Here is a 6,000-nt window from a genome sequence, read left to right as displayed (position 1 = left end):
GAACAGGGTCCGACTCCGCGCCGGCGACGTCATCGTCCTGCAGGGGGGCGAGCGCAGCCTGCCGGTCGCGCTGACGGCCCTGGGCCTGCTGCCGCTGGCCGAGCGGGAGGTGCGGCTGGGCGGCATCCGTCATGCCCTGGCGCCGGCGGTTATCCTGGCCGCCGCCATGATCCTGGTGGCCTTCCAGGTGCTCCCGGTGGCCATCGCTTTCTTTGGCGCCGCCGTGGTGATGATCGCCATCGGCTCGATCCGCATGCGTGAGGCCTATTCGGCCCTTGACGGCCCGGTCCTGGTGCTGATCGCCGCCCTGATACCGGTGTCGGAAGCCATCCAGACCACCGGGGGCGCCGACCTGATCGGCGGCTGGCTGTCCATGGCCTTCCAGGGACAGGCCCCCATGCTGGCGCTCGCCGCCATCATGGCGGTGGCCATGGCCGCCACGCCCTTCCTGAACAACGCCGCCACCGTGCTGATTGTCGCCCCGGTGGGCGCGGCCCTGGCCCTGAAGCTGGGCCTGAGCCCCGACCCGTTCCTGATGGCCGTCGCCGTAGGGGCGGCCTGCGATTTCCTCACCCCCATCGGTCACCAGTGCAACACCCTGGTGATGGGCCCGGGCGGTTACAAGTTCAGCGACTATCCCCGGTTGGGGGCGCCGCTGACCCTGCTGGTCCTGGCGGTGGGGACGCCGCTGATCGCCCTGGTCTGGCCCCTGGTCCGAGGTTAGCCCCAGATCAGGATCCACAGGCCGATGGCGGCGAAGGAGGCCGCCGCGGCGATGCGGATCGCCTTGAGCGGCAGCCTGGTGGCCGCCACGTCGCCAAGGAACACCGCCGGGGTGTTGGCCAGCATCATGCCCAGGGTGGTGCCGGCCGCCACCAGGGCCACCTCATGGAACCGCGCGCCAAGCGCGACGGTGGCCACCTGGGTCTTGTCCCCCATCTCAACGAAGAAGAAGGCCACCAGGGTGGTCCAGAAGATCGAGGCGTCGGCCCGGTCGCGCGGCGCGTCCTTGTCCTCGAACTTGTCGGGGATCAGCGCCCAGCCGGCGAAGGCGATGAAGGCCAGGCCCAGAACCCACTTCATCCACGGGCCGTCGAAGAAGGCGCCGGCCACCGAGCCGACGGCGGCCGCCAGGGCGTGGTTGCCGATGGTGGCCACCAGGATTCCCAGCAGGATAGGGGCGGGCTTGCGGAATCGCGCGGCCAGCAGGATGGCCAGCAGCTGGGTCTTGTCGCCGATTTCGGCGATGGCCACGAGGCCGGTCGAAACGAGGAAGGCTTCCATGGAACAGACGTCCGGCGGGGTCAGGCAAAACCAATGGCTTTCCGCGCCGCCGACCCCGCAAAAGATCAGCGCACGAAAGCCAAAGGTCTCGCCAAGCTCAATCGCCGGACGCGCCATGCTCGGGGCGGGAAAACCCTCTGCAAGTCTGTTGACGCGTCCCCTGCTGGAACCGCAGGCGGCTACTCCCCAGTGACGGCGTGGGGATAGGTCGCAGGGCGTCTGGGCGCAAGTCGAAAACGGCGCGCACGTTGGGCGAGGTCATTTGTCACACTGTCGTGAGCAATCGTCCCCAGGCGCCTCGGAAAGCCTTGCCCATCAATCACCGGAGGGCGACGTTAAGACCTCGTTAACGAAAAAGCCTGGGGACGCGTCCATTCCCCCCGTTGACGAGTCATTAGCATCAGCCCCCATATGCTGCGTGTCTGGGGCAGGCGACCACTAGATGTAGGGCTTGCCGTGTTGGGGCGGTTCTAAGGCCGAAGCGCCTGATAGTTATGGATTTTGGAACATGAGCAGCAGTGAAGCGGTTTTGCGGACGGTCTCGGAAGCCAGCACGGTGGCCCCGGAGCGGGCCGATCGACCGCAGCTGCAGCTGGTCCGCAAGGTGGAGGTGGACCGCTCGCGCGACGCCCTGCTGACCGACTTCGGCAAGACCACCCTGGAAGACCGCTACCTGCTGCAGGGCGAGTCCTACCAGGACATGTTCGCCCGGGTCGCCACGGCCTATGCCGACGACGCCGACCACGCCCAGCGGGTCTATGACTACATTTCGAACCTCTGGTTCATGCCTTCCACCCCCGTGCTCTCCAACGGCGGCGCCGATCGCGGCCTGCCGATCTCCTGCTTCCTCAACGCCGTCGGCGATTCGCTGGAAGGCATCCAGGGCGTCTGGAACGAGAACGTGGCCCTGGCCTCAAACGGGGGCGGCATCGGCACCTATTGGGGGGGCGTCCGCTCCATCGGCGAGAAGGTGAAGGGCGCGGGCCAGACCAGCGGCATCATCCCCTTCATCCGCGTGATGGACAGCCTCACCCTGGCCATCAGCCAGGGCTCCCTGCGCCGTGGCTCGGCGGCCGTCTATCTGGATATCCACCACCCGGAGATCGAGGAGTTCCTGGAGATCCGGAAGCCCTCGGGCGACTTCAACCGCAAGTCCCTGAACCTGCACCACGGCATCTCCATCAGCGACGCCTTCATGGAAGCCGTCCGCGACGGCGAGCTGTTTGGCCTGCGTTCGCCCAAGACGGGCGAGGTGGTTAAGGAGGTCGACGCCCGCAGCCTGTGGCAGAAGATTCTGGAGATCCGCCTGCAGACCGGCGAGCCCTATCTGATCTTCGCCGACACCGTGAACCGCTCCATGCCCCAGCATCAACGCGACCTGGGCCTGAAGGTCCGGCAGTCGAACCTGTGCTCGGAGATCATGCTGCACACCGGCCCGGACCACCTGGGCGCCGAACGCACCGCGGTCTGCTGCCTCTCCTCGGTCAACGCCGAGAAGTTCCTCGAATGGCGCGACCATCCGACGTTCATCGAAGACATCATGCGCTTCCTGGACAACGTCCTGCAGGACTTCATCAATCGCGCCCCGCCGGAGATGAAGAACGCCGTCTACGCCGCCATCCGCGAGCGGTCGGTGGGTCTGGGCCTGATGGGCTTCCACACCCTGCTCCAGGCCCAGAATGTGCCTTTCGAGAGCGCGCTCGCCAAGTCCTGGAACATGCGCCTTTTCAAGCACCTGCGCCGCCAGTGCGACGCGGCGTCCCGCACCCTGGCCGCCGAGCGCGGTCCCTGCCCGGACGCGGCCGACATGGGAGTCATGGAACGCTTCAGCCACAAGCTAGCCATCGCGCCGACCGCTTCGATCTCCATCATATGCGGCGGCACCAGCGCCGGAATCGAGCCGATCCCCGCCAATATCTACAGCCACAAGACCCTGTCGGGCACGTTTGCGGTGAAGAACCCCTATCTGGAGCGCCTGCTCGAGGAAAAGGGCCAGAACACCGCGGCGACCTGGGACTCCATCCTGGAGAACGAGGGCTCGGTCCAGCACCTGGACTTCCTCAGCCAGGACGACAAGGACGTCTACAAGACCGCCTTCGAACTGGATCAGCGCTGGGTGGTGGAGCTGGCCGCCGACCGGACGCCCGACATCTGCCAATCCCAGTCGGTGAACATCTTCCTGGCAGGCGACGTGGATAAGTGGGACCTGCACATGCTGCACTGGCAGGCCTGGGAGCGGGGCTGCAAGTCGCTCTACTACCTGCGCTCCAAGTCGGTGCAGCGGGCGGCCCACGCCGGCGGCGAGGGCGTGGTGATGATCGACCAGGGACCCTCGGAAAAGACCGACTACGACGAGTGCCTCGCCTGCCAGTAGAACCCTGGCGCCAAACTCGAGTAGCTGCGCTATCGTTAAGGAACTAACGGCAGCACATCTGGGGTGGGTATGCGGTTTCTGGCGGTTACGGCGGTGACGATCGGGTGCGCGGCGACCACCGCCGCGCTCGGCGCCGCCGTACTGCCAGCGCCGCAGGTGGAAACCTCTCCCGGGGACCAAGTCTTCCGGGAGAACTGGCAGGACCTCCGGTCCGCCGTCTTCGCCAGCACCGCGGCTGCCGCCGCCGATTTCAGCCAACAGACTCTAGCCCCCGCGACGGTGGACCGCCCTATTGTGGCGGCCGGGCTTGAACCGGCCTTTAGTCAACCCGCCTACACGGGCACGGCCCTGGACCGCACCAACCCCCTGACAGCCGAAACCTATGTCCCCGGCGAGGGGGTCGCCCGCTGGAAGGTCAGCGAGGTGGCCTTCGCCCGCCCCGCCCTGGGCGCGGTCGACGCCCTGCGCGTCTCGGTCGGCCAGATCGCGCGCACGCCAGGCGCGCTACCGCCCAGGCCAGGCCAGGCGGTCGCCGCCGATACCGACGCCTATGCGGTCAGCTACACGCGGGGTTGGCCCAATCTCTGGGCGGCAGACGCCGGCGCGTTCGACCTGGACTTCACGCCCCACGCGGGGGTGGGGATCTCCAACGCCGGCGGTGAGGCCGAGGCCGGCGCCGTGGTGCGCCTGCGCAGGAAGGCCGAAGGCTGGGCCAACAGCCTGGGCGTCCGCGACGGCGCCCGGTTCGGCGATGAGGGCCGCTGGTACCTGTTCGCCGCCGCCAGCGGTCGGGCGGTAGGCCTGAACGTCCAGCGCACCAATGGAGATTGGGGCGCCCAAGGCCTTTCCACCGACACCTCCAGCGCCCTGATCAACGACATCCAGACAGGGGTTGGCTGGCGCAAGGGGTCCGTCCAGGCGTCCCTGGCCTGGATGCGGCGCAAGGTGAAGGCGGCTCACACACTGATGGGGTGGGACCACCGCGACGACTCGATGGTCGCGGTCACCGTGTCCATCAAGCCGAGGCGCTGATTTTGAAGGGACAAGCGCGATCTACGGGGGTGCGACGGTTAAGCATGGGAACCGAATTTCCCGTTGCGCTCTTCTCCAGTCGTGGAAGGATGTCGGCGGGCCGCACGCTTGGCGACGTGGCAAGGGGAGAAGACCTCATGAGGTCGATGGCTGGGCTGGCCACCGTCTTCGGGATTTGCGGGATGGGTTCGACGAGCGCCTTCGCGCAGTCGACGCCTCTCACCCTCGATTCAGGCGCCGCGCAATTGATGAACGCGGCCTTCCACTCCAGAACCTTCGCCCCGCACGACGACAGCAGCGATCCCATCGCCAATCTCCTCGATCGCGAGACCTACGCCCTGGCCGGCCCTGTGCGCTGGGACAACAGCCAGATCACCCTGGCCGACAACGGCGTGGCGGTGGATTCCCTGAGGCTCTCGGTGGGCGGCGCGGTGCACGCGCCCGGCGGCCTGCCGATCAATGTCGATCACGCGCAATTCCAGGCCCAGGCCTATGAGATCGCTGTCACCCGCGACTGGCCCGACGCCGTCAGTTTCGCCACCGAGCGCTACGATGTCTCGGTGACCCCCCATGCGGGCCTTGGCATGTCCAGCGCCGGCGGCTCGGCCGAGGCCGGGGCCATGCTGACCCTCGGCCAGAAAGCCTCCGACGGCCTGAAGTCCCGCCTGGGCGCCATGGGCGTGCGCGACGGCGCCGCCTTCGGGAACGAGGGCCGCTGGTATCTGTTCGCCGCGGCAAGCGGGCGCGCGGTGGGCCTGAACATGCAGCGCAACAACGGTGACTGGAACGGCGCCGGCTGGTCTACCGATCCCTCCAGCGCCCTGATCGGCGACGCCCAACTCGGCGTCGGATGGCGGAAGGGCTCGATGCAGACCTCTTTCGGCTACATCCACCGCGAGGTGAAGGGCCAGCACATGGTGTGGGGCCAGGAGACCAAGGACGACTCGATGGTCGCCTTCTCACTCTCCATCAAGCCGCGCCACTAGAGCCTGTCCGTTTCAGATGGACTCATCTGAAACGGATAAACAGGCTCGTCCTCTTGTGTTTAGAGCGTGACGGGCGCCTGAACCGGTATCCACTTCAGGCTGTCACGCTCTAGGCCCCGACGTCAGCCCTCCCAGCCCTCGTGGAAGCCCATGCGGTCCTTCCACAGGGCATGGAGCCGTGGGTCGATATCCACCCGGCGCACCACCTCGCCCATCTTCGGCGCAACGTCGTAGAACCGGCTTCGCCGGGGTCGGAAGCGCGAGACCGCGGCGACGTAGAGGTCCAGCACGCTCAGCTCGTCCCCCAGGATGTAGCGTCCTGGC

5 protein-coding genes, 1 pseudogene and 1 riboswitch are annotated in these 6,000 nt (G+C 67.2%); of the genes and pseudogenes, 4 read left to right on the top strand and 2 right to left on the bottom strand.

Features of this window, described 5'->3' with window-relative positions; translation table 11 throughout:
* On the top strand, positions 1-724 hold a 724-nt coding region (locus RMO97_RS12670; RefSeq protein WP_310541427.1), incomplete at its 5' end, for an SLC13 family permease.
* On the opposite strand, the gene RMO97_RS12665 is transcribed toward RMO97_RS12670, so the two are convergent.
* A complete protein-coding gene (locus RMO97_RS12665; protein ID WP_310541426.1) occupies positions 721-1,284 on the bottom strand; it encodes a TMEM165/GDT1 family protein in 564 nt (187 codons plus the stop codon). The genes RMO97_RS12670 and RMO97_RS12665 overlap by 4 nt on opposite strands.
* 14 nt (positions 1,285-1,298) lie before the next feature.
* Positions 1,299-1,484, bottom strand: a riboswitch (yybP-ykoY riboswitch).
* Between the two features lie 308 nt (positions 1,485-1,792).
* Between RMO97_RS12665 and RMO97_RS12660 the strand changes: the two genes are divergently transcribed.
* From RMO97_RS12660 to RMO97_RS12650, 3 genes are all read left to right on the top strand, one after another.
* Positions 1,793-3,658: a ribonucleoside-diphosphate reductase subunit alpha gene (locus tag RMO97_RS12660; protein ID WP_310541425.1), complete on the top strand. Its 1,866-nt coding sequence runs from the start codon at positions 1,793-1,795 to the stop codon at positions 3,656-3,658.
* Between the two features lie 69 nt (positions 3,659-3,727).
* Positions 3,728-4,690 carry a lipid A-modifier LpxR family protein gene (locus RMO97_RS12655; protein ID WP_310541424.1) on the top strand — a complete coding sequence of 321 codons (963 nt, stop codon included), beginning with the start codon at positions 3,728-3,730 and terminating at the stop codon, positions 4,688-4,690.
* Between the two features lie 137 nt (positions 4,691-4,827).
* Positions 4,828-5,676, top strand: coding sequence for a lipid A-modifier LpxR family protein (locus tag RMO97_RS12650; protein ID WP_310541423.1), 849 nt, complete (start codon positions 4,828-4,830; stop codon positions 5,674-5,676).
* 122 nt (positions 5,677-5,798) lie between these two features.
* Here RMO97_RS12650 and RMO97_RS12645 read toward each other — a convergent pair.
* Positions 5,799-6,000, bottom strand: a pseudogene (locus RMO97_RS12645) (glutathione S-transferase family protein); the annotation flags it as partial.

The sequence above is a fragment of the Phenylobacterium sp. genome (genome assembly GCF_031425575.1).
GTDB lineage: Bacteria > Pseudomonadota > Alphaproteobacteria > Caulobacterales > Caulobacteraceae > Phenylobacterium.
Note: the sequence above shows the minus strand (reverse complement) of the source record. Positions and strands in the feature narration are given on the sequence as shown.